This window comes from Planosporangium spinosum (assembly GCF_049999945.1).
Taxonomy (GTDB): Bacteria; Actinomycetota; Actinomycetes; order Mycobacteriales; family Micromonosporaceae; genus Planosporangium; species Planosporangium spinosum.
In genome coordinates, this window is the sequence record NZ_JBLYUB010000003.1 from 100,890 (window position 1) to 119,534 (window position 18,645).

At 71.8% G+C, this 18,645-nt stretch carries 19 protein-coding genes; 9 read left to right on the forward strand and 10 right to left on the reverse strand.

Annotated features, from left to right (window positions below; all coding sequences use genetic code 11):
• Positions 1 to 38: 38 nt before the first annotated feature.
• The 9 genes from ACNTMW_RS05360 (at position 39) to ACNTMW_RS05400 (ending at position 8,193) form a co-directional block, all read left to right on the forward strand.
• On the forward strand, positions 39 to 1,046 hold the full coding sequence (locus ACNTMW_RS05360) for a radical SAM protein (protein ID WP_426632240.1): 1,008 nt from the start codon (positions 39 to 41) through the stop codon (positions 1,044 to 1,046).
• Complete coding sequence (locus tag ACNTMW_RS05365; RefSeq protein ID WP_426632241.1) at positions 1,039 to 1,791, forward strand: hypothetical protein; 753 nt, start codon at positions 1,039 to 1,041, stop codon at positions 1,789 to 1,791. The genes ACNTMW_RS05360 and ACNTMW_RS05365 overlap by 8 nt, the downstream gene beginning before the upstream one ends.
• 263 nt (positions 1,792 to 2,054) lie before the next feature.
• The gene (locus ACNTMW_RS05370) at positions 2,055 to 2,669 is read left to right on the forward strand and encodes a hypothetical protein (RefSeq protein WP_426632242.1); all 615 of its coding nucleotides are present in this window, start codon (positions 2,055 to 2,057) and stop codon (positions 2,667 to 2,669) included.
• Positions 2,666 to 2,884: a nucleoside/nucleotide kinase family protein gene (locus tag ACNTMW_RS05375; RefSeq protein ID WP_426632243.1), complete on the forward strand. Its 219-nt coding sequence runs from the start codon at positions 2,666 to 2,668 to the stop codon at positions 2,882 to 2,884. Before ACNTMW_RS05370 ends, ACNTMW_RS05375 begins: the two co-directional genes overlap by 4 nt.
• Positions 2,885 to 2,944: 60 nt before the next feature.
• Positions 2,945 to 3,130 (forward strand): hypothetical protein, encoded by a 186-nt coding sequence (locus ACNTMW_RS05380; protein ID WP_426632244.1) that lies wholly within the window; start codon positions 2,945 to 2,947, stop codon positions 3,128 to 3,130.
• 444 nt (positions 3,131 to 3,574) lie between these two features.
• Positions 3,575 to 5,464, forward strand: a complete 1,890-nt coding sequence (locus ACNTMW_RS05385; RefSeq protein WP_426632245.1) for a right-handed parallel beta-helix repeat-containing protein — start codon at positions 3,575 to 3,577, stop codon at positions 5,462 to 5,464.
• A gap of 87 nt (positions 5,465 to 5,551) precedes the next feature.
• The gene (locus ACNTMW_RS05390) at positions 5,552 to 6,361 is read left to right on the forward strand and encodes an SAM-dependent methyltransferase (RefSeq protein WP_426632509.1); all 810 of its coding nucleotides are present in this window, start codon (positions 5,552 to 5,554) and stop codon (positions 6,359 to 6,361) included.
• A gap of 66 nt (positions 6,362 to 6,427) precedes the next feature.
• Positions 6,428 to 7,468: a glutathione S-transferase family protein gene (locus ACNTMW_RS05395; protein WP_426632246.1), complete on the forward strand. Its 1,041-nt coding sequence runs from the start codon at positions 6,428 to 6,430 to the stop codon at positions 7,466 to 7,468.
• Between the two features lie 224 nt (positions 7,469 to 7,692).
• The gene (locus ACNTMW_RS05400; protein ID WP_426632247.1) at positions 7,693 to 8,193 is read left to right on the forward strand and encodes an NUDIX domain-containing protein; all 501 of its coding nucleotides are present in this window, start codon (positions 7,693 to 7,695) and stop codon (positions 8,191 to 8,193) included.
• Between the two features lie 109 nt (positions 8,194 to 8,302).
• Here ACNTMW_RS05400 and smpB read toward each other — a convergent pair whose 3' ends face one another.
• From smpB to ACNTMW_RS05450, 10 genes are all read right to left on the reverse strand, one after another.
• Positions 8,303 to 8,839 carry an SsrA-binding protein SmpB gene (gene smpB, locus ACNTMW_RS05405; protein WP_426632248.1) on the reverse strand — a complete coding sequence of 179 codons (537 nt, stop codon included), beginning with the start codon at positions 8,837 to 8,839 and terminating at the stop codon, positions 8,303 to 8,305.
• A gap of 77 nt (positions 8,840 to 8,916) precedes the next feature.
• Positions 8,917 to 9,984 (reverse strand): GNAT family N-acetyltransferase, encoded by a 1,068-nt coding sequence (locus ACNTMW_RS05410; RefSeq protein ID WP_426632249.1) that lies wholly within the window; start codon positions 9,982 to 9,984, stop codon positions 8,917 to 8,919.
• A gap of 4 nt (positions 9,985 to 9,988) precedes the next feature.
• The gene (locus ACNTMW_RS05415; RefSeq protein WP_426632250.1) at positions 9,989 to 10,990 is read right to left on the reverse strand and encodes a GNAT family N-acetyltransferase; all 1,002 of its coding nucleotides are present in this window, start codon (positions 10,988 to 10,990) and stop codon (positions 9,989 to 9,991) included.
• Positions 10,987 to 12,102, reverse strand: coding sequence for an aminotransferase class I/II-fold pyridoxal phosphate-dependent enzyme (locus ACNTMW_RS05420; RefSeq protein WP_426632251.1), 1,116 nt, complete (start codon positions 12,100 to 12,102; stop codon positions 10,987 to 10,989). Before ACNTMW_RS05420 ends, ACNTMW_RS05415 begins: the two co-directional genes overlap by 4 nt.
• Positions 12,099 to 13,103: a C-terminal binding protein gene (locus ACNTMW_RS05425; protein WP_426632252.1), complete on the reverse strand. Its 1,005-nt coding sequence runs from the start codon at positions 13,101 to 13,103 to the stop codon at positions 12,099 to 12,101. The genes ACNTMW_RS05420 and ACNTMW_RS05425 overlap by 4 nt, the downstream gene beginning before the upstream one ends.
• Positions 13,103 to 14,221, reverse strand: coding sequence for an iron-containing alcohol dehydrogenase (locus tag ACNTMW_RS05430; protein ID WP_426632253.1), 1,119 nt, complete (start codon positions 14,219 to 14,221; stop codon positions 13,103 to 13,105). Before ACNTMW_RS05430 ends, ACNTMW_RS05425 begins: the two co-directional genes overlap by 1 nt.
• Positions 14,202 to 15,380: a phosphonopyruvate decarboxylase gene (gene aepY, locus ACNTMW_RS05435; RefSeq protein WP_426632254.1), complete on the reverse strand. Its 1,179-nt coding sequence runs from the start codon at positions 15,378 to 15,380 to the stop codon at positions 14,202 to 14,204. Before aepY ends, ACNTMW_RS05430 begins: the two co-directional genes overlap by 20 nt.
• A 61-nt stretch (positions 15,381 to 15,441) precedes the next feature.
• Positions 15,442 to 16,311 carry an isocitrate lyase/phosphoenolpyruvate mutase family protein gene (locus tag ACNTMW_RS05440; protein ID WP_426632255.1) on the reverse strand — a complete coding sequence of 290 codons (870 nt, stop codon included), beginning with the start codon at positions 16,309 to 16,311 and terminating at the stop codon, positions 15,442 to 15,444.
• Positions 16,308 to 17,645 (reverse strand): helix-turn-helix domain-containing protein, encoded by a 1,338-nt coding sequence (locus ACNTMW_RS05445; protein ID WP_426632256.1) that lies wholly within the window; start codon positions 17,643 to 17,645, stop codon positions 16,308 to 16,310. Before ACNTMW_RS05445 ends, ACNTMW_RS05440 begins: the two co-directional genes overlap by 4 nt.
• Positions 17,638 to 18,636: a GNAT family N-acetyltransferase gene (locus ACNTMW_RS05450; protein ID WP_426632257.1), complete on the reverse strand. Its 999-nt coding sequence runs from the start codon at positions 18,634 to 18,636 to the stop codon at positions 17,638 to 17,640. Before ACNTMW_RS05450 ends, ACNTMW_RS05445 begins: the two co-directional genes overlap by 8 nt.
• Positions 18,637 to 18,645 lie beyond the last annotated feature (9 nt).

Sequence of the window (18,645 nt, forward strand, 5' to 3'; positions counted from 1 at the left end):
GCCGGGCGTCGCCCGACCAACCCGAAGGAGAAGACGCAATGACCATGCTCGGAATGCCTGCGGCCCCGAAACCTGCGATCCAACAGGCCGCCGGGCCGGTAACGTTCACCGCCGGACATCACTTCACCGTTAGCGGTACGGCAACGGTTGATGAGCTGGCCGAGGCCGCGACGGTGCCGCTTTCGGTCATCTTGCAGATCACGAAACGATGCAACTTCGACTGCTCGTTCTGCTCAGAGACGCTGCAACTTCCCGACCCGACGCTGGCCGAGTTGGACACCATCCGCGCGAACCTGTCCGGCACGAATCGGGTGTTCCTGTCCGGCGGGGAACCGTTGCTGCGTAAGGACTTCGGCGACATCGTGGACATGTATGCCGGCCAGTTCATCGTCGGCATTCCCACCAACGCCACCCGGGGTCTGCAGCACGCCAGCTCAATGGTGGGCAAGGTGGCGTTCGTCAACGTCGGCTTGGAGGGGCCGCGCGCGACGACCAACCGGGTACGCGGGGACTACGACCAGGTGATGGCCGGTATCCGCGCGTTCATGGAGCACGGGTTGCCGCTATCGTTGTCGGCGGTCGTGTACCGCTCCACGCTGCCCGCGCTGCCGTTTACCTACCAGATTGCTGACGTAATCGGGGCCGGCAAGCTCAAGCTGATTCTGCCGCTGCGCAAGGGCAACGCCCTGGACCTGGAGGAGCACGAGTTCATCAACCTGGACGAGGCCGGGCAGACGTTCGACCGGCTCCTCGAAGCGCGGGCGGTGCACGACTGGCGGCCAGCGCTGCGGATGACAACCTGGACGCCGGAGACCGAGGGCCACATGATCCTGGTGGAGGTGACCGGCAAGGCCAGCGCGTGGCCGGTCTACGACGCCCCGGACCTGCTCGAACCGCTCGGCAATCTCCTGAAGGAGCCGATCACCGAGATCTGGAAGCGGTACCGGTTCAAGCGCAACCACTTCGCCAAGTACCTCGGCGCGAGCATCCGCACCGTGGGCAACGCCGGCACCGTCACCGGGTCGGGAGGGCACGCCCGTGCGTGACTACACCAACCTGCAATGGCCGGAGGCGCCGTTCGGCGCCGACCAGCGCCCGTTCGGCCACCAGCGCGACATGCTGACCGCGTTCGCGCTGGACTGGACCGCCCCGTCCGACGCCGGGCGGCTGCCGGTCGCGGCGGCCACCGTCTACCTCCGGGTACGCCGGCACGGCACCGTCTACACGGTGGGCGAGGAGAGCCTGTCGATCGGGTTCCGCGCCACGGTCATCGAGGACCCAGCCGAGGTGCCGCACTTGCTCGTGCTGACCGACCGGGCGTTGACCCGCGCCCGCCGGCACGCCACGATCCTGGCCGGCCACCGCCTCGACGATGACCTGACCCGTATGGCGTCTCTGTCCGCCGTGCCACTGCGTGGCACGGCCGGGGTGCTCGCCGCATGGGCGCACCGCAGGGTGAAGGAGCGCGGCGTGGCACTCATGGTCGACACCGCGGCCGAGGCCCGCGACACCGGCACGGACCTGGACATGTCACTCGATCCCGTTCCCGAACTGGTTCCGGACTGCCCAGCCTGCGCCGCCTGGGTGGCCCGCCGCGTGCTGGCACGCTGCCTGGCGACCGGGCTAACGGCGGCAGTGCACGCCGGTCGCTACCGCTGGGAGGGCACCTTTCGCCTCGGCGACGCGGTCGACCGGGCCGCGTGGGACGTCTTGTCCGCCGACGCGGACACCGGCAGCGCCGACCACCGGCACAGCCTGACCCGACGAGAAGTTGCCCATGCGGCGAAGTGACCACCGCTAGCCTCGTGGTCGTCGCCCACGCTGCGGCGCGGGCGACGACCACAGCGCGACCACGGAAACCGTTGGAAGGGATCGGGTCTGTGCATATGATCAGCGATCTCGGCGGGCCGGGCGGGGTCCCCGATTGCGAGCCGGGGCGCCGGTTAGTCGCCTCGATCGACGTGGAGTGGTCAAAGAACTACCGGATCAGGGACGGCAACCGCGCGTTCTGCTACTCGATCACCTGGCTTGCCATACCGTCCTCCGATCGAGCAGTGGTCCTCGATGAGGCGCTGCCGCTCTGGGTGACCAGCGTCTACCTTGACCGCGACTCCGAACGCCCGGAACTGGTGGAGGCGGCGGCGGCCGACATCGGCGCGGCCACCGAGACGGCGGCGTTGATCGTCGGCCACCAACTATGCAGCGACCTTGCGGTGCTGGCCGCCAACGCCGGCCCACAGCCCCCGGCCGCTCTCGTCGCGGCGCGCCGTGCCTGGCGCGAACGGCGCACCGATCCGGCGCGGCAGGTGCTCGATACTCGCTTCGATGCCGATCATGTGCTGTCCCAGCCGTCGCGGCGGCTGGTCGACGTGTGCGGTGAACTCGACCTTGACGTGACCCAACCCGAACTCGCCCGCAAGTCCATGACCGCGCTGCACAGTGACTGGCTCATCCGAGGCGACGTCGAGGCGAGGGAGCGGGTGACCGTGCTCAACCTGCGGCACGGCCTGTCCACCGCGCTGGTCGGGCTGCGCGCGGCCGGCCACCTGACCTGGCCGAAACCAGTCAACGTCAACGCGATGATCGCCACCGCGCTCGCCGGTCGGGTCGGCTGGCTGGAGCACCCGACCTTCCAGGCACTGGTCCAGCGGACGAGGCGGGCGCGATGACTATGCGGACTTGCGTCGTCGTCGGCATCGAAGGTACCCACGCCAGCGGCAAGACCACCCTGGTTCACGCGCTGACCGCGCACTACCGGGCGCGTGGCGTACTGGTCGCCTGCAACCCGGAACCGGCCCACACGAGCCCGTTCATCGAGGAGACGGTGATCCACGGCAAGGGCACGTTCGACCTCGCCACCGAGATTGACCTGTTCGGCGCGTAACTGTCGACCACGCTGCGCACCGCCCGCCACCACGACCTGCTGGTCTGCGACGAGACGGTCATGAACGTCCTCGCCTACGCCCGTCTCGTCCTCACCGCACCGCCAGGCAGCCACGAGGCGGCCGTTCTGGACGCGATGGCGGTGTTCTGCCGCGCGTGGGCGCCCACCTACGACATGGTGTTCTTCCTGCCCGACGCCTACGCCGACCCCGCCGACCCGATGCGTGCCAAGGTGGTCCACCTGTAAGCCCAGACAGCGGCGGCCGTGCGTACCGCGTGCGCCGAGGCCGGCGTCTCGCTGCTGGAAGTGCCAGCCGGCCTCGACGTATCTGAACGGGTCGCCTACGTCGTGCTGCGAGTCGATCATTTGCTCAGGAGGGTGGGGTGAACTGCCGAGCGGCTGCCTTAGTTTTTGAACGCCAAGGTCTATAGCGCCTACGACAACGCGGGCAACCTGCGAGACCACTAGCCGCCGGCTGTGGTGGGGATGCATTACGGTCCCCTGTCGTCCCGTATGGTTTTCATGATCACGGGAGTTGCCGTTTGGTGGGTGGGAACCGGGGAAGGACAGACCGGACGTATCGACTACCGGCTGGGTCGCGTACGGCGGGCACAGACGCCTCCGGCCCGCAGATCCGCTGTCGCTGTCCGCCGTCACATCCCAGCCACGGCGCCGACAGGAGAGAGCACCATGCCCGCCATCCCGCCGGTCGGCGGACGGCCCGTGGCCCGGCAACCTCTGCCCCGGCAACGCTTCCCCCGGCAGTCACTGACCCGGCAGTCACTGACCGGGCAGCCGCTGACCCGGCGGCGTCTGCTGGCCATAGCGGGCGCGGCGGTGGCCGCAGTCGCCACCGGCCGGTTCGGCCGGATTGACGGTGCTGACCGGCTCGGCCGGCTCGACGGCGCTGACCGGTCTGGCCGGTCTGGCCGGTCCCGCAGTGGGCCGGCGCGGGTGCCGGGATCGCTGGCGTACGACGCCCGGGACTGCGGCCTGGCCGGCGACGGGGTCACCAACGACCAGCCGGCGCTGCAGGCGCTGGTCGACCGGCTCGGCGCGGGGTACGCCGCCGACGGGGTCGGGCGCGTCATCTACTGCCCGCCCGGCGTGTACGCGATCCGCGACGCCGGTACCGTCTGGCGCAGCGGGGTGTCGCTGGTCGGCGCCGGACCGGGCGCGACCCGGTTCGTGCTGTCGAACGCCGGCAACCGGGCCGACCCGACGCCGCTGGCCTTCTTCACCACCCGGGAACACGGGGCCGGCCGCGACAACCACGTGGCCGACTGCACCTTCGCCCGGTTCGAGATCGACGGCTCGGGAGTCTCGTTCGACCGGTACAACGTGCTGGCCAAGGGCCTGGGGTTGCAGTACGTGCTGCGCGGCCACTTCCAGGACCTGTATATCCACGACACCGCCGCCACCGGGCTGGGCTGCGACTTCCTGCAGGACACGATGATCGACGGCGTCGTGGCGACGCGCTGCGGCCGGCTCAACAGCGGGACCGGCATCGGCGGGGCGGGGTTCGGCATCGGCATCGGTGGCTGGGGGCCGGTCGAGCGGCTCACGATCGCCGACTGCGGCGCCGTCGGCAACGGTACCAACGGGATCTTCTTCGAACTGCAGAAGCGGACCTGGACTCCGCCCCGTGGCATCCGCGTCCTCGGCTGCCACGCCGAGGACAACCACTACGGCATCTCGGACTGGGGTGCCGACGGCCTGATCGTGTCCGGCTGCACGATGACCGGCAACCACGTCGCCGGGTACGACGTCTCCGCGCACGGCACGACGGGCGTCGGTGGCCGCAACGGCCTGGTGGCCGACTGTGTCATCGACCGCAACGTGCACACCGGCGTGATCGTCGGCAACACCCCCGGTCAGTACACCTTCCGCGGCAACCGGATCAGCGCCAACGGCTGCTACGGGTACTGGGAGTACAGCGTCCCGGCAGGCGACCAGTGGCCGGCCGACCTGATCGTGCTCGACGGCAACGAGATCGTCGACAATGCCCTCGACGGTGTGCGTACCGACGCGCCGACCGTCGACGTCACGCTGGTCGACAACCGGATCCGCAACAACGGCCGGCGGGCCGCGCCGGCCGCGTCCGGTGCGGGGACCGCCGTGGCGTACACCGACATGTCCATCGTGGACAGGCGGGCTGGCTGGCTGCCCGACGGCCACCGGGGCAAGTGGTTGACGGTCGGCGCGCAGCGCGCGGTCGTGACCGGCAACAGCGCCACCGAGCTGTACCTGGCCCCGCGCCGGCCCGGAGCGACGACCGCCTGGGCTGCCGGGACCCCCGCCGCGGGCACCCCGTACCGGTTGCCGGGCGCCCCGGCACCCCGCGCCGGTGTCACCCTGTCCTGCCCCACCGAGCGCCCCACGATCCGCGGCAACCGGATCTGGGACAGCCAGCCGCGCAAGACCCAGACCGACGGACTGTGGATCACCGAGTGCGGTACCTGCGTGTCCGGCTGGGTCGAAGGCAACGACCTGGAGGGCAACGCGGTCGGGGCGGTCCGGTTCGACACCGCGCCGGTCGGTGGGCACTGGCGCGACAACGACGGGTTGGGTGCCGAGTGAGCGTCGGCCGTGTGATCATAGACCGTCGATGCCTGGCATCCGCGGTGACGCCGGTGCCGGTCCGGGTCGAGGTAGGGGAGCGTGGCGGTGCAGCGATCGGGTGGCGGGCCGGACGGACTCGACCTGGATCGGCCCAGCGCCGCCCGGGTGTACGACTACTACCTCGGCGGCGCGCACAACTTCGCGGTCGACCGGGCCATGGCCGAGCAGGCCATCGCGCTGTGGCCGGAGCTGCCGGCCACCATCAGGGCCAACCGGGCGTTCCTGCGCCGGGCCGTGCGGTTCCTGGTCGACCAGGGGGTACGCCAGTTCCTCGACCTCGGCTCCGGCATCCCGACCGTCGGCAACGTGCACGAGATCGCCCAGGCCGCGGCGCCCGACGCCCGGGTGGTCTACGTCGACATCGACCCGGTCGCCGTCACCGACAGCCAACTGATGCTCGCTGGCAACGAGCGGGCCACCGCCATCCACGCCGACCTGCGCCGCCCGGCCCAGGTGCTGGCCGACCCGCAGTTGCGGGCACTGCTCGACCTGGACCAGCCGGTGGCGGTCCTGATGGTCGCGGTGCTGCACTTCGTGCCCGACAGCGACGACCCCGCCGGGATCGTCGCCGCCTACCGCGATACCGTCGCGCCCGGCAGCTACCTGGCGCTGTCGCACGCCACGCCGGACGGGCAGGAGGAGCGGGCCGAGACCCATCAGGCCCTGTACGCGCGGACCGCCACGCCGATGACCATGCGCTCCCGCGACGAGGTGGCCGCCCTGCTCGGCGGCTGGGAGGTCCTCCCGCCGGGGGTGGTCCGACTCCCGGCGTGGCGGCCGGAACCGGGCGACGACGTCTCCCGCGCGGGAGCCGCCACGTTCGCCGGCCGGGCCGCGGTGGCCCGCCGTCCCTGACAACCGCCGCCCCCGAGATCGGGTGCCCACGCATACCCGGTGGCACCACCGGGCACAATGAGATACATGGTCGAGACCACCACCGGCAGCTACGTCAACCCGACCGGCGAGTTCAGCCGCGATCAGCGATACATCACCACCCGCATTACGGCCGACGGGCGCGACGGCTACCCGGTGGAGCCCGGACGGTACCGCCTGGTGGTGAGCCGGGCGTGCCCGTGGGCGAACCGGACCATCATCGTCCGCCGCCTGCTCGGCCTGGAGGACGCGCTGTCTCTTGCCGTGGCCGGGCCGACCCACGACGCGCGGAGCTGGACGTTCGACCTCGACCCCGGCGGCCGTGACCCGGTACTGGGGATCGAGCGGATCCAGGACGCCTACTTCGCCCGGTTCCCCGGCTACGACCGGGGCATCACCGTACCGGCGATCGTCGACGTCGGATCCGGTCAGGTCGTCACCAACGACTACGCGCAGATCACCCTGGACCTGTCCACCGAGTGGCGGGCGTACCACCGGCCCGGCGCGCCGGACCTGTACCCCGAACCGCTCCGCGACGAGATCGACGAGGTCAACCGCGTCGTGTTCGCCGACGTCAACAACGGCGTGTACCGGTGCGGCTTCGCCGGCACCCAGGAGGCGTACGAGAAGGCCTTCCACCGCCTGTTCGACCGGCTCGACTGGTTGTCGGAGCGCCTGGCGGGCCAGCGATACCTGGTCGGCGACACCATCACCGAAGCCGATGTCCGGCTGTTCACCACCCTGGTGCGCTTCGACGCCGTTTACCACGGCCACTTCAAGTGCAACCGGAACACGCTGACCGAGATGCCGGTGCTGTGGGCGTACGCCCGCGACCTGTTCGCCACCCCCGGCTTCGGCGACACCATCGACTTCGACCACATCAAGCGGCACTACTACGAGGTGCACCGCGACATCAACCCGACCGGCATCGTACCCGTCGGCCCGGACCTGTCGGGATGGCTCACCCCGCACGGCCGGGAGGCGCTCGGCGGGCGGCCCTTCGGCGACGGCACGCCGCCGCCCCCGCCGAGGCCGGACGAGACCGTCCCCACCGCGCACACGCCGGCCGCCTGGGCGACCCGGGGCTGACCCGAAGGCCGTTCCGCCGTCCCCGGACTGACCCCGGACGGCGTGCACGCACGCCGTCCGGGGAAGCTCGCTGCCGGTGGGGCGTCCAGGCCCCCGCAGGTGGGGTGTCCGGGTCCGGCGAGGCGGTGAGGCGGCGAGGACCGGTACCCGGGCGGTCGCGGCCAGCACGCGGTTTGCGAGGATGCCGAGACCGGTACCGACACCTGTCGAAGGGCGAGGTCGTGATGGCGGTCCAGTTCAGCGGCGACCGTGTGCCCGCCGCTCGCCCCTGGGTCTCGTCGGGCGCGGTCTTCTTCGACGCCGAGGGGCGCGTCCTGCTCGTCAACCCCACGTACAAGGATCACTGGAACCTACCGGGTGGGGGAGTCGACGCCGGGGAGACGCCCCGCGCCGCCTGTGCCCGGGAGGTACGCGAGGAACTGGGCCTGTCGCCGGTGATCGGCCCGCTGCGCGTGGTCGCGTGGACCTCCGCGACCGGGGACGGCAAGCTGTTCTTCGTCTTCGACGGCGGGGTCCTGGACCGCGCGCGGCAGGCCGCGATCACGCTGGATCGGCGTGAGCTGCACGGGTTCGCCTTCGTCACCGAAGCGGAGAGCCGGACGATGCTGGCCGGCTGGCAGTCGCGCCTGCTCGCCGAGGTGTTCCAGGCGTGTGCCGACGGCACGACCCGGTACGCGGAACTCGACATCGCCGAGCGGTCCGGGAGCGTACCGCAACCGGGGTGACGCGACCGCTGTCACCCTGGCACAGCACCGCGCGGCGGTCCTGCGTCGCCTCGCGCGTCACCGGAGGACGCGCGCTCATGGCGTACGGTGGGTACCGCTCCCTGACCGGTCAGCCCGCGCGGCGGCTCCGGCCGGTGATCCCCTTGAGGTGGCGGCTCATCTCGCGGGCGATCTCCCGGTTGGCGTCCCGTTCGGCCAGGGTCTGCCGCTTGTCCCACGATCTCTTGCCGCGGGCGAGAGCGAGTTCGACCTTCGCCCAGCCGTCCGCGAAGTACATCGACAGCGGGACGAGCGTCACCCCGCCCTCCCGTACCCTCTCGAGGATCCGGTCGATCTCCACGCGGTGCAGGAGCAGCTTGCGGGTGCGGCGCGGCTGGTGGTTGGTCCAGGTGCCGTAGCTGTACTCGGCGATGTGCAGCCCGTACAGCATGATCTCGCCCTCGCGCTCCTGCGCGAACGCGTCGACCAGCGACACCCGGCCCGCACGCAGCGACTTGACCTCCGTGCCGAGCAGCTTGATGCCGGCCTCGTACGTCTTGAGGATCGTGTAGTCGTGCCGCGCCTTCCTGTTCGAGGCGATGAGCGTGCGACCGGTCTGCCTGGACGTGACGACCCCCTGACCTCGACAGTGTCCGCCGGTGGACACGATACTGCGGCGGCGTACCGGGCCGGCGGATCCACACCAGGCGACCGCGCGGCCCGGCCACCACTGTCCGCCGCCGGTCACCGCAGACCCAGGACGCCGGCGGCGTAGAGCGGCGACAGGTGACAACCCCGGCGACGCTTGGCGTCCCACGACCCGGGGCCGTACCCGATCGTGGTGACCCCAGCTTCGGGAGCGGCAGCCGCGGGTTGGTAGTAGAGGTTGGCGAAGTAGGTGAACTCCGAATCCGGGCGTCGGTAGTTGGTGCCGGCGATGGCCGCGGTCCATTCGCTGCCGTCCTTGACGAAGAGCCCGAAGCCCAGCATCTCGCCGTCCTTGTCGGCGGTGAAGACCGTGATGTCGGCCGGGTCGACGTGGTCGCGCAGGCGCTGCAGGATGCGCCGCTCACGCTGCGGATCCGAGGTACCGTCGTACTTCTCGGCGAGCTGGCAGCGCAGGTCGAGGATCTCCGGTTCGTCGGCGAGCAGCCGGCGGGCGGTGAACCCGACCCCACGCTCCCGCAGGGTTCGCAGCTCCCGGTTGACCTCGATGCGACGCTTGCTGCCCAGGCTCTGCAGGTACCCGTCGAACGAGGCCCAGGTCACCGCGAGGTCGCAGGTGTCGGTCAGCTTCACCAGCGCGAAGCCGGCCGAGGCCAGCTCGTCGATGAAGGCGCCGGCCGAGGCGTACAGGAACAGCGAGGTCACCGAGTTGATCCCCCGCTCGGCCGCCCAGTGGAGGATCTGCCCGACCAGCTCCTTGAGCACGGCCGGGTCGTCGCGTCCCGGACCGACCGGGAAGCTGGCGTAGTTCGGGTAGTTGAGCAGCAGTGTGGGAAAGACCTCGGTGGCCTCGACGCCCTGCCAGGGATGCGGCCCGTCGACGGCCAGGCCGATGTCGGCGGTGCCGCCGGAGAGCACCAGATGCGGGTTCAACCGGGCCCGCGACCCGGCCGATTCGACGACCGCGCCACCGATCGCGGCTACCCCCCGGCCCGAGTCGTCGCGCAGCACGAACGAGTGGAACTCGCCCGGCAGCCAGTCGAACCCCAGCTCGATCCAGCGGCGGGCGGCCGGTGCCGGGGCGTCGGCGGCGATGACCGGCCAGTCCGCGGGAACGCCGGCGGTGACGGTGAGGTGCAGGGCCACGGGGTCAACCTCTCTGGCGGTTCACGACATGCGCGCCGAGCGGCGTCGGCGTCATGCCGTAGCGCATCTTGAACTCGTCGTTGCGGCGGCCGCCCTCGATCGTCGGCAGCCCCAGTTCGAGGGCGTACCGGACGGCGCAGGCATGCAGCAGATAGTACGGACTGAACGGCAGCCGACGCTCCCGCTCGTAGCCCGCTGCCCAGGCGTGCAACCGCGGCTCGGCGCCAGGCTGGGCGTCGACGAACAGGATGCCGATCGCCAGCAGGTCGTCGCCGAGCCAGATCTCGTTGATGCGCGCCGGCCCGGCGAGCTCACCGAGAAGGCCGACGATCCGCCGGGCGTCGTAGTAGCCGGGTGAGCCGAGGCGGGCGGCGCTGCGTTCGAGCAGGCGCAGCTTGTCGGCGGGCTCGTCCGGTTCGGCCGGGCGGATCGTCATCTTGACCCCGGCCTCCACGGCGCGGTTCAGCTGTCGCCGGTACTCGTGCCGGGGCCCGATCTTCAGCCTGGCGAGATAGCCGTCCTCGGTGGACACCCCGGTCAGGTCGAGCCGGTAGCGGGTGTCGATCGCCACGCCGGGGTGACCGGCCGCCTCCAGGGTCCGCGCGCTCGGCGAGCCGACCTCGACGTTGACGAACGCCGCCCGGGCCAGCCCGAGATCGTCGGCGACCTCGCGCATGGTGGCCGCCAGTAGCGTCGCCACCCGCGACGAGGTGCCGACGAGGCGGCCGTCCGGACAGTGCCACAGGTGGGACACCAGCGCCCGCCCGTCCGGACCGAGGTCGAGGCAGTCCAGCGGGTCGCCCTGCACGTAGCAGGGAGCGAACCCGACCGGCACGCCCGCGTCCTCGACCAGCAGGTAACGGCGGTCGACGACGTGCTGGACCGGGTGCCGCTCGTACGCGCGGAGGAACTGGCGGGTGTAGTAGAGGCTCGGTGCCAGCCGGTCGACCGTCGCCGGCAGGTCGGCGGCGGTGTGCACCACCCGAATGGTCAGCGGCATGGTCATCCGGCCCCGACCGTCAGCGCGGCACGCAGCCGGCCCACACCCACCCGCAACTCGTCGGCGGGCAGCGCGAACGAGAAGCGGACGTGACCGGGCGCGCCGAACGCGGCGCCGTCCACCACCGCGACCCGGTGCACGTCGCGCAACCAGGCGACCGGGTTGTCGCGGGCCTCGGCCGGCGCCAGCCGGTCACGCCAGCGGCGAAGGTCCGGGAAGCAGAAGATGCCCGCGTCCGGGATCGGACAGTCGACGCCGGCGACGTCGCCGAGCGCGTCACGCACGGAGGTCAGGTTGGACCGCAGCAGGGGGCGCAGCCTGTCCTGGATCGCGGCCGAGTCACGGAGGGCGGCGAGCGCCAGGTCCTGGGTTACTGACGAGGTGCCACCGACGACGTGCGAGGCGTGGGCGGTGGCGGCCCCGATGATGTCCTTCGGCGCGAGCGCCCAGCCCAGCCGGATGCCGGCGAGGGCGTGGCTCTTGGTCAGGCCGTCGATGACGGCGTAGCGCTCCGGCAGGTCCGCGCCGAGGTCCAGGATCGTCGGTGCGGCGACCGGGCCGAGCGGTACCCCTCGGTAGATCTGGTCGAACAGCACGAGCACGCCGTGCCGGTCCGCCCAGCCGGCGACCTCGCGCAGAGTGTCCAGGGGGAGTACCGCGCCGTCCGGATTGCGCGGGGAGTTGATCACGACCGCGCCCGTCCGCCGCGTCCGGGCGGCCTCCAGCCGGGCCACCTCCAGCCCGGCCGCCCCCGACCTGGCCGGCTCCGCGCCCGGCACCGTCACCGGGACGCCACCCGCGGCGCGGATCAGGGTGGGGTAGCTCGCCCAGTACGGCACGGGCAGCAGCACCTCGGGGCGGTCACCGAGCGCGGTGGCCAGGACCGACAGGATGGCCAGCCGGCCGCCCGGCGCCACCAGCACCTGCTCGGCGGGGAGCGGACCGGCGATGGCCGCCCGCAGGTCGGTGGCGCCGGCGGCGGCCGGATACGCCTGGTCGACCGGGCGGGGCCGGACGGCAGGGGAGTCGGTGAAGACCGGCACCCGGACGTCGCCGGTGGACAGCACGCAGACATCGGCGGCGATACCGACGCGCGAGGTGGGTGACAGCTGGGTCACGGCAGCACCCGCCCGACCAGCCGCGTCCTGCCGGCGAGCACGTCGCGGGCCAGTTCGGCGACGCGGCGACGACTGCTCGCCTCGGCATCGGCGGACAGGAACGCACGGTGGCTGCTCACGACCACGTCCGGGTGCTTGAGGACCGGATGCCAGGCGGGGTCGTCGTGCGGGTTCTCCGGGGCGAACACGTCGAGTCCCGCGCCTGCGATGCGCCCGCTCTCCAGCGCCTCCGCCAGCGCCACCGGGTCGACCAGCCGGCCGCGCGCCGCGTTGACCAGGTACGAGCCGGTGCGCATCTGAGCGAAGGCCGCCCGGTCGAACATCCGGTCGGTCTCCGGGTTGAGCGGGCAGTGCAGCGTCACGAGGTCCGCGGCGGCGAGCAACTCGGGGAGGGTGTCGACGGCCTGCGCCCCGTACCCCGCCGGGAGATCACGACCGAGGTACGGGTCGTACACCAGGGTCCGTCCGTAGTGGACGCCCAGCTTGCGGGCCACCGCCCGGCCGATCCGGCCGAATCCGACGATCCCCAGCGTGCGGCCGCTGGTACGGCGCGGAATGCCGCCGGCGTAGATGTCGAACGTGCCCTCGACCAGGGTGCGGTGCTGGGCGACGACCGCTCGTTCCAGGGCGAGCGCGAGCGCGGTGGTGTGCGAGGAGACCTCGTCCACGCAGTAGTCGGGGACGTTGTAGCCGGGTACGCCCCGCTGTTCCAGCAGTTCGGCGTTGAGGTTGTCGACGCCGACACCCTGGCGGATGACGGCCTTGAGGCTCGGCCCGACCGCGTCGAGCAACCGCTCGGTCACCTGGCAGCGGTAGACCACCAGGACGTCGACGCCGGCGACGTGCTCGGCGATCCGGTCGAGCTGGTAGCGCCCGTCGGCGAACGGGCCGAACTCGAGCGTCGCGTGCCCAGCCAGTACCTCGGCCTCGATCGTGGCCAGCGCCGGATCCACCGTGTCGCCGCTGCGTAGCCAGGCCGGGTCGGTGTAGAGGACTCTCATCACGGGTTTCCCCAATCCATCACAGCGTCACGAACGGTGTCGGTGGTGAGAACGCGAGGGTTGTTGCCGGCGCGCAGCGAGGTCAGCGCCTCGGACCAGTCGTCGGTCCACTCGCGCGGATCGAGCCGGGGGACGGCCTGCCCGCCCCGGCGCAGCAGCGTGTCGAGCAGCGTCTCGACCGGGGCGCCGGTGACCTGGCGACAGCGGTGTTGCACGTCGCCGATGAGCGCGGCGAGCGCGGACGGGCCGGCCGGATGGCGGCAGTCGGTGGCGGTGGCCTGTTCGTTGAAGCGGACCAGCCAGCGCAGGTGCAGCGCGACGGCCATCCCGTGCGGTACCCCCAGCCGGGCGGTCAGGCCGTACGAGAGCGCGTGCGCCGCCGTGGTACGGGTCAGGTTGATCGCGGCGCCGGCGAGCGCCGCCCCGCGCGCCATCTCGTCGTGGTCGGCCCGGGCCAGGCCGGGAAACAGGCTGTCCAGCGCCGCCATCGCGTACCCGAGCGACCGGTCTGTCGCGCTCACCGCCCAGGCCGACTCGATCGCCTGGCACACCGCGTCCGCGGCGGCCGCGGCCGCGACCGCGGGCGGCGCGCCGAGCGACAGCAGCGGGTCGATCAACGCCACGTCGGCGAGCGCCAGCGGGGTGTCCAGTGAGTGCTTGCGCTGCCCCATGTAGATGGTGGCGAAGCTGGTGAGTTCGCTTCCGGTTCCGCACGTGGTGGGTAGCAGCACGAGGCGCGGCCGGTCCGCGACGAGGTGCCCGGCATCCGCCAGGCACGTTCGCGGCGGGCGCGGCTGCGGCGCGAGGACCGCGATCGCCTTGGCGAGGTCCATGGCACTGCCGCCGCCCACGCCGACCACGGCGTCCACCCCGGCCTGGCGGGCCGCCGCCACCCCGGCCTCGACCTGCTCGATGGTCGGGTTGGGGCGGGCGTACGGAAAGTGGTGCAGCTCGGCGCGGAGCCGCGCGAAGGCGGGCGCGGCGGGTCGGAACGAGGCGCGGCCGCTCACCACGAGAACCCGCCGCACGCCGTCCAGATGCTCGGCGAGCAGCGCCGCCGAGCCGCGACCGAACACGGCTTGGCCCGGCAGCGCCACCTCAGTGCGCGTGAACCGCATCGTCAATCCGGTGCACGCCGTCCGCGCCGGCGCCGCCGTCCGCGCGATCCGCGTCCGCGATGCCGTCCCGGAACCGGTCGGCGATCTCGTCCGGCGCGACCTTCTCCGACGCGCGGCCGCCGGCCGCCGCCCCGGCCACGCCGGTGACCTCCACGAAGACCGGGCCCGTGGCACCCATCGCCTGCCGCAGCACCTCGCGCAGGCCCTCGACCGACTCGACGCGCAGCGCCAGCCGGTACCCGCAGGCCCGTGCCACGTCCGCGAAGCGGGTACCGCCGGCCGCCGTCGCCTGGGTACCGGTCGACTCGTAGCTGCCGTTGTCGAAGACCACGTGGACGAGGTTGTCCGGTAGGTAGTGACCGACGGTGGCCAGCGCGCCGAGGTGCATCAACGCGGCGCCGTCACCGTCGAGCACCACGAACCGGTGCCGTGGGCGGGCCAGGGCCGCTCCCAGGGCCACGCTCGTCACATGCCCCATCGAGCCCTGCATGTAGAAGTTGCGGTCCCGGTCGCGCTGGTTGAAGACCTCGCGGGAGAGGTATCCGGTGGTCGACAGCAGGAACGCGTCGCCGATCTCGGCCAGGACCGCGGCGACGAGCTGTGCCCGGTCCGGCCCGCCGGTCCGGCCGGCCGGGGCCGGGCAGCCCGCCGCGTCGCCGATCGTGCCCTTCGGTACCAGCAGGAACGCGGCACGCCGCGCCGCGAGTGCCCCGTCGATCTCCGTCAGCACCTCGGCGAACGGCTGCTGGCCGAGCGTCCAGTGCGGGATCTCCAGCGCGTCCAGCCAGGCGTGGGAGACTTTCCCCATCCAATGGTGTTGCTGCTCGCCCGGGCCGGCCGCCGGCCAGCCGCGGAGGCTCATCAACACCAGCGCCGGGATCCGGTAGGGCAGCACCAACGAGGTCAGCGGATTGATCAGGTTGCCGAAGCCGGAGTTCTGCGACAGTACGACGGCCCGGTCACCGGCCAGGTGCGAGCCGGCGGCGATGGCCAGTGCCGAGCCCTCGTTGACGGCCGGCACGTAGGTCAGTCCGTCGTACCCCGCCTCCAGCAGCCGGATCGGGCCACCGAAGAACGAGCAGGGCACGCCGGTCACGAGGCGCGATCCGAGCTGGGCGAGCCCGTGCAGCAGCTCACGCGCGGAGACGTACCCGCTCACCCGGCCACCTCGCTGCGTCCGGCGGCGCCGCGAGCCGGCGCCGCACCCGTGATCGGCCTTCTCATGCGCGGCTGTCGAACTTGGCGGTCATGCCCTGTAGTTCGAACACCTCGCTCATGGGCACGATCTGTTCCTCGACGGCCTGCCCCCGCCCGGACCGGGCGAGCGTCACCAGGGTCGCGTTGATCCCGCGGATCGCGCCGCGGATGCCCTGGTTGGCGTAGATGACCACGCTGAACCCGGCCGCGTGCAGGTCGTCCTCGTGGATGCCGCTGTAGGTGGTCGGCACGGCGATGAGCGGAACGGCCCTCGTCCAGCGTGCGGCGAATTCCAGGATCTCCTTGGGCTGCCGGCTCTTGCTGTGGATGAGGATCGCGTCGGCGCCGGCCTCGCTGTACGCCACGGCCCGCTTGAGCGCCTCGTCGACCGACTCGCCGGCGACGAGCGCCTCGGTACGGGCGATCAACACGAAGTCGTCCGACCGCTGCGCCCGCTTGCCCGACTCGATCTTCTCGACGAAGTCGACGAGCGGGACGAGGTCCTGCGCCGCCGCGGCGAAGCTATTGATCTTCGGGAACATCTTGTCCTCGACGCAGATCGCCGCGATGCCCCGCCGCTCGTAGTTGCGCACCGTGTGCGCGACGTTGAGCGGCCCACCGAAACCGGTGTCGCAGTCCGCGATGACCGGCAGGTTCGTGGCGACGTCCATCGCCTCGGCGGCGTCCAGGAACTGGGTCATGCTCAGCAGGCTCTGGTCCGGCAGCGCGTAGCTCGCCGAGATCTCCAGGCCGGAGGCCCAGATCGCCTCGAAGCCGGCGCGTTCGGCCAGCCGGGCCGTCAGGCCGTTGTGCGCACCCATCGCACGGGTGATCCGGTCACCGGCCAGCAGCGCCCGCAGCTTGGCCGCCTTACTCGAATAATCGCCGCTCACTTGTCTTCCTCCCCGTTGTCAGCGCGGAACCAGAGACGGTCCTCGTCCAGATAGCGCTCGATGCCGCCGGCGGGCATACCGGACAGCGCGAACCGCACGTCGGTGGTGGTCGCACCGCCGATCCGCAACAGCAGCACCGTCGCCGCGTCGTCGGAGGCTAAGGCGATCGGCGTCTGCGGCAGCACGTAGCCCGAGTCACCGGGTGCGAGCAGCGCCTCCTGCCGCCGCCCCCGGTGTTCCCACCGCAACCGCACCGGCGCGCCGTCGAGCACGTACAGGTACTGGTGCTGGTAGGTGGTCAGCCAGTCCGCGTCGGCGGACGGCACCACCGCCACCTCGAGCGCGGTGGTGTGCGGGTGGACCGGATCGCCGGCGAGCCGGGTGATCCGGTACGCGGAGCCGTACTCCCACCGGGCCGCGTTGGCGTGCGTCTGCAGGTGCACCCCGGCCTTGGTCTGCGTCTCCGCCGGTAGCAACTCCCGCAGCGGCACCCCCAGCGCGCGGGCGAGCGCGCCGAGCGTCTCGATGTCCGGCGTCTCCTCGCCGGCGCAGATCCGCTCGACCCGGTCGCGGTCCAGCCCGGCGCTGGTGGCGAGCACGGCCGGGGTGACCAGCCGGGCCTGCAGGAACGACCGGAGCAGCGCCGCGTGGTCGAGCGACAGGGCCATCGCCCGGGCCGCCTGCGGGCCGAGGACCGACAGTTCGCGTTGGGCGTCGCCGACCAGGTCGCCGCCGTAGGTGAGGGCCAGGATGTACGCGGGCTCCGCCGCCGACCGGGCGGTGAACGAGTGCGGTGCGAAGGGCACGCCCCACACGGAGTCGCCGGTGTTCATCTCGACGCAGTGGGAGTCGCCCTCCCAGCGGTAGTAGTAGTTCACCGGCCCCACGAAGTACGTGAACTGGTAGAGCAGGTGGCCGCGGTTCCACTCCACCGCAGGGTTGTCCGGCGAGCTGTCGGTCACCGTGCGGATCATGCGGATCCACTCGGGGCGGTACGACGCCACCGTCGACATCGCGGTGTCCCGGTATTCGTAGTAGGGGTTGCCGCCCCGGTTGATGATCCGCGAACTGCGTACCGAGTCGGCGAGGCGGTGCACCCGTACGCCATCGGGGCAGTCGTCGTGCACCGGCAACAGGTCCCGCTCGTTGAGCGGCCACACCTGGGCCGCCCTACGGATCAGGGTCCAGTCGAAGGCCCGCTCGCCGCGGGTGATCCGGGCGAACTCGCCCGCGGCCAGACCGAGGTCGGCCTCGGCCGAGGCGTCGTCGCGTTTCAGGTCGTTGGCGGCGGCGCGCAGCAGTCGGGCCGCGCGCATGGTGAAGTCGTCACTCATTCGTTCCCCCGTTCAGCACGAATCGGCCGAGGCGCTGCGGCCGCAGCCCGTAACGTCGTTTGAACTCGTCGTTGCGCCGGCCGAACTCGACGATCGGTCTTCCGGTGGCCAGACCCTGCTCGATCTCGGCCCCGAAGAGGACGTACTGCGGGCTCCAGTTGAACTCCTCGGGGTAGCGGCAGCCACCGGCCCAGAAGTGCGCCCGCTGGTCGTCGAACAGGCAGATGGAGACCGCGAGCAGGCCGCCGTCGAGATCGATCCGCAGGATGCGGCAGTTCTCGCCGAGCGACTTGATCAGGGCCGTCAGCTCCACCGGCGGGTAGTAGCCCGGGGCGTGCTTGTCCGCGGTCGCCTTGCAGAGCGCGAGCACGTCGTCGTCGAGCACGGTGGCGCCGACCTCGAAGGAGATCTCCGCGCCGACCCGCTGCGCCCGCCTCATGTACTGCCGCAGCGACCGGCGGGACGCCCGCCCCACCCCGGCCAGGTGATCGCCGAGGGTCGATCCGGGGGCGGGCCTGAGCTGGTACCTCGGGGTCGTCTCCTGCCCCCGCAGGCCGGCCGCCGCGAGCTGGCTGGCCAGCGGTCCGTCCCACGGCACGTTGACCAGACCGCAGGTGGCCGCGCCGGTACCGGCTGCCAGGCGCGCCATTGCCGCGCAGAGCGCCCGCACCGGTTCCGCCCCGAGCGGACCGGCCGAGAGCACCATCGTCTCGTAGCAGTGCCAGACGTGCCCGACGAGCATCCGGGTGACCCCGCCGTCCGGCGGGCCGAACGGATCGACGGTTTCCTGCAGGTAGAGGATCAGCGCGGCGGCGAGCCGGTCCGGCCCGTCCCGAAGCACCAGGTAGAACGGCTCGGACGGTTGGGAGAGCGGGTTCTTCTCGACCGAGTGCAGGAAGTCGTAGCTGAAGAAGACATTCGCCCCAGCCGCCGCCGCGAACCGTGACCATCGCTCCCGCCCGATCGCGGTGACGGACTGGAGGATCTCCACGTCCGACAC

Excerpts from the sequence above, each read along its gene's own strand:
- ACNTMW_RS05360 (WP_426632240.1), top strand. The coding sequence starts at position 39 with ATGACCATGCTCGGAATGCCTGCGGCCCCGAAACCTGCGATCCAACAG.
- ACNTMW_RS05375 (WP_426632243.1), top strand. The coding sequence starts at position 2,666 with ATGACTATGCGGACTTGCGTCGTCGTCGGCATCGAAGGTACCCACGCC.
- ACNTMW_RS05380 (WP_426632244.1), top strand. The coding sequence starts at position 2,945 with ATGAACGTCCTCGCCTACGCCCGTCTCGTCCTCACCGCACCGCCAGGC.
- ACNTMW_RS05385 (WP_426632245.1), top strand. The coding sequence starts at position 3,575 with ATGCCCGCCATCCCGCCGGTCGGCGGACGGCCCGTGGCCCGGCAACCT.
- ACNTMW_RS05395 (WP_426632246.1), top strand. The coding sequence starts at position 6,428 with ATGGTCGAGACCACCACCGGCAGCTACGTCAACCCGACCGGCGAGTTC.
- ACNTMW_RS05400 (WP_426632247.1), top strand. The coding sequence starts at position 7,693 with ATGGCGGTCCAGTTCAGCGGCGACCGTGTGCCCGCCGCTCGCCCCTGG.
- ACNTMW_RS05415 (WP_426632250.1), bottom strand. The coding sequence starts at position 10,990 with ATGACCATGCCGCTGACCATTCGGGTGGTGCACACCGCCGCCGACCTG.
- ACNTMW_RS05425 (WP_426632252.1), bottom strand. The coding sequence starts at position 13,103 with ATGAGAGTCCTCTACACCGACCCGGCCTGGCTACGCAGCGGCGACACG.
- ACNTMW_RS05430 (WP_426632253.1), bottom strand. The coding sequence starts at position 14,221 with ATGCGGTTCACGCGCACTGAGGTGGCGCTGCCGGGCCAAGCCGTGTTC.
- ACNTMW_RS05445 (WP_426632256.1), bottom strand. The coding sequence starts at position 17,645 with ATGAGTGACGACTTCACCATGCGCGCGGCCCGACTGCTGCGCGCCGCC.